Origin of the sequence: Lentilactobacillus dabitei (assembly GCF_019061365.1) — a bacterium.
Taxonomy (GTDB): domain Bacteria; phylum Bacillota; class Bacilli; order Lactobacillales; family Lactobacillaceae; genus Lentilactobacillus; species Lentilactobacillus dabitei.
The window spans coordinates 1-1,989 of sequence record NZ_JAHPPD010000159.1 but is presented as its reverse complement, the minus strand read 5'-3'; the positions used below and the strand labels follow the sequence as shown (position 1 = coordinate 1,989).

19 tRNA genes are annotated in these 1,989 nt (G+C 49.5%); all 19 read left to right on the top strand.

The features are described 5' to 3' along the window. The first annotated feature begins 89 nt into the window (after nt 1-89). A tRNA-Val gene (locus tag KTE19_RS13500) sits at nt 90-162 on the top strand. Nucleotides 163-166: 4 nt separating this feature from the next. After that, nucleotides 167-239, top strand: a tRNA-Lys gene (locus tag KTE19_RS13495). A gap of 37 nt (nt 240-276) precedes the next feature. After that, nucleotides 277-349 (top strand) — tRNA-Thr (locus tag KTE19_RS13490). Nucleotides 350-353: 4 nt separating this feature from the next. Beyond that, nucleotides 354-425: transfer RNA gene (locus KTE19_RS13485), tRNA-Gly, on the top strand. A gap of 6 nt (nt 426-431) precedes the next feature. Continuing rightward, nucleotides 432-517 (top strand) — tRNA-Leu (locus KTE19_RS13480). A 9-nt stretch (nt 518-526) separates the two neighbouring features. Continuing rightward, a tRNA-Arg gene (locus KTE19_RS13475) sits at nt 527-600 on the top strand. A 6-nt stretch (nt 601-606) separates the two neighbouring features. Then, nucleotides 607-680, top strand: a tRNA-Pro gene (locus tag KTE19_RS13470). A gap of 33 nt (nt 681-713) precedes the next feature. Beyond that, nucleotides 714-787, top strand: a tRNA-Met gene (locus KTE19_RS13465). A gap of 10 nt (nt 788-797) precedes the next feature. Then, nucleotides 798-871 (top strand) — tRNA-Ile (locus KTE19_RS13460). A gap of 44 nt (nt 872-915) precedes the next feature. Beyond that, nucleotides 916-1,003, top strand: a tRNA-Ser gene (locus KTE19_RS13455). A 6-nt stretch (nt 1,004-1,009) separates the two neighbouring features. Beyond that, nucleotides 1,010-1,083 (top strand) — tRNA-Met (locus KTE19_RS13450). Between the two features lie 4 nt (nt 1,084-1,087). Continuing rightward, nucleotides 1,088-1,162 (top strand) — tRNA-Asp (locus tag KTE19_RS13445). Between the two features lie 5 nt (nt 1,163-1,167). Beyond that, a tRNA-Phe gene (locus KTE19_RS13440) sits at nt 1,168-1,240 on the top strand. A 17-nt stretch (nt 1,241-1,257) separates the two neighbouring features. Continuing rightward, a tRNA-Gly gene (locus KTE19_RS13435) sits at nt 1,258-1,328 on the top strand. A gap of 10 nt (nt 1,329-1,338) precedes the next feature. Further along, nucleotides 1,339-1,412, top strand: a tRNA-Ile gene (locus KTE19_RS13430). 4 nt (nt 1,413-1,416) lie between these two features. Next, nucleotides 1,417-1,504 (top strand) — tRNA-Ser (locus KTE19_RS13425). Nucleotides 1,505-1,511: 7 nt separating this feature from the next. After that, nucleotides 1,512-1,583, top strand: a tRNA-Glu gene (locus KTE19_RS13420). A gap of 26 nt (nt 1,584-1,609) precedes the next feature. Next, nucleotides 1,610-1,683: transfer RNA gene (locus KTE19_RS13415), tRNA-Met, on the top strand. A 4-nt stretch (nt 1,684-1,687) separates the two neighbouring features. Continuing rightward, nucleotides 1,688-1,762, top strand: a tRNA-Asp gene (locus tag KTE19_RS13410). Nucleotides 1,763-1,989 lie beyond the last annotated feature (227 nt).

The following is a 1,989-nucleotide window of genomic DNA, read 5'->3' as shown; positions in this document are numbered from 1 at the left end:
TGCCGAACACAGCAGTTAAGCTTCTGCACGCCGAGAGTAGTTGGGGGATCGCCCCCTGCGAGGGTAGGACGTTGCCACGCTTTATATTTGGAGGATTAGCTCAGCTGGGAGAGCATCTGCCTTACAAGCAGGAGGTCACAGGTTCGATCCCTGTATCCTCCATATTGAGCCGTTAGCTCAGTTGGTAGAGCATCTGACTTTTAATCAGAGGGTCGGCAGTTCGAGACTGCCACGGCTCATTACAATTGAATATTATTAGCGCATAATATTTTGTATGCCGACTTAGCTCAGCTGGCAGAGCACCTGTCTTGTAAACAGGGGGTCGGAAGTTCGAATCTTCTAGTCGGCATTTTGCGGAAGTAGTTCAGTGGTAGAACATCACCTTGCCATGGTGGGGGTCGCGGGTTCGAATCCCGTCTTCCGCTTGTTATGCCGGGGTGGCGGAATTGGCAGACGCACAGGACTTAAAATCCTGCGGTCAGTGATGACCGTACCGGTTCGATCCCGGTCCTCGGCATAGTTTTATGCACCCATAGCGCAACTGGATAGAGTGTCTGACTACGAATCAGAAGGTTGTAGGTTCGACTCCTACTGGGTGCATTTTTTCGGGAAGTAGCTCAGCTTGGTAGAGCACCTGGTTTGGGACCAGGGGGTCGCAGGTTCGAATCCTGTCTTCCCGATTGATAGAACATTATCATTTATTTAGTCATCATCGCGGTGTAGCTCAGCTGGCTAGAGCGTCCGGTTCATACCCGGGAGGTCGAGGGTTCGATCCCCCCTGCCGCGATATAGGTCTTGGACCTTTAGCTCAGTTGGTTAGAGCAAACGGCTCATAACCGTTCGGTCGTAGGTTCGAGTCCTACAAGGTCCATCGACTCAACATTTTTAGAGTTCGTTTTATATCAGCTTATTTATGGAGGATTACCCAAGTGGCTGAAGGGGGCGGTCTTGAAAACCGCTAGGTGGGTCAAACCACGCGAGAGTTCGAATCTCTCATCCTCCTTATTATCGCGGGATGGAGCAGTCTGGTAGCTCGTCGGGCTCATAACCCGAAGGTCGTTGGTTCAAACCCAGCTCCCGCAATTTTGGTTCGTTGGTCTAGTTGGTTTAGGACGCCTGCCTGTCACGCAGGAGATCACGAGTTCGAGTCTCGTACGAACCGCTTTTGGCTCGGTAGCTCAGTCGGTAGAGCAATGCATTGAAGCTGCATGTGTCGGCAGTTCGATTCTGTCCCGCGCCACTTTTTTAATATTTTTTGCGGGTGTAGTTTAGTGGTAAAACCACAGCCTTCCAAGCTGTTGTCGCGAGTCCGATTCTCGTCACCCGCTTTGTACTAATGGGCCTATAGCTCAGCTGGTTAGAGCGCACGCCTGATAAGCGTGAGGTCGATGGTTCGAGTCCATTTAGGCCCATATTGGAGAAGTACTCAAGTGGCTGAAGAGGCGCCCCTGCTAAGGGTGTAGGTCGCGTAAGCGGCGCGAGAGTTCGAATCTCTCCTTCTCCGTTCAAATGACCCGTTGGTCAAGTGGTTAAGACACCGCCCTTTCACGGCGGTAACATGGGTTCAAATCCCGTACGGGTCATTCATGAGAATGAATTTTTATATTATCGCGGGATGGAGCAGTCTGGTAGCTCGTCGGGCTCATAACCCGAAGGTCGTTGGTTCAAACCCAGCTCCCGCAATTTTGGTTCGTTGGTCTAGTTGGTTTAGGACGCCTGCCTGTCACGCAGGAGATCACGAGTTCGAGTCTCGTACGAACCGGTGTACAGGTTACAGCTTGGTAGCTTGTTTTTTAACGCTAAAGTCGAAAGAATGACATCAAAAAAATGTCTATATTCAAACGCCAAATTGACGATTGAATATAGACATTTTTTATTTTAAATTGATGCTTAATTCGCCTCAGCTTTTTGTAAGCACTAAATAACTGGACGTCTACTTCGTAGACGTCTTTTTGAGTACCATAGAATTATTAATTAAGTATGAGGTGA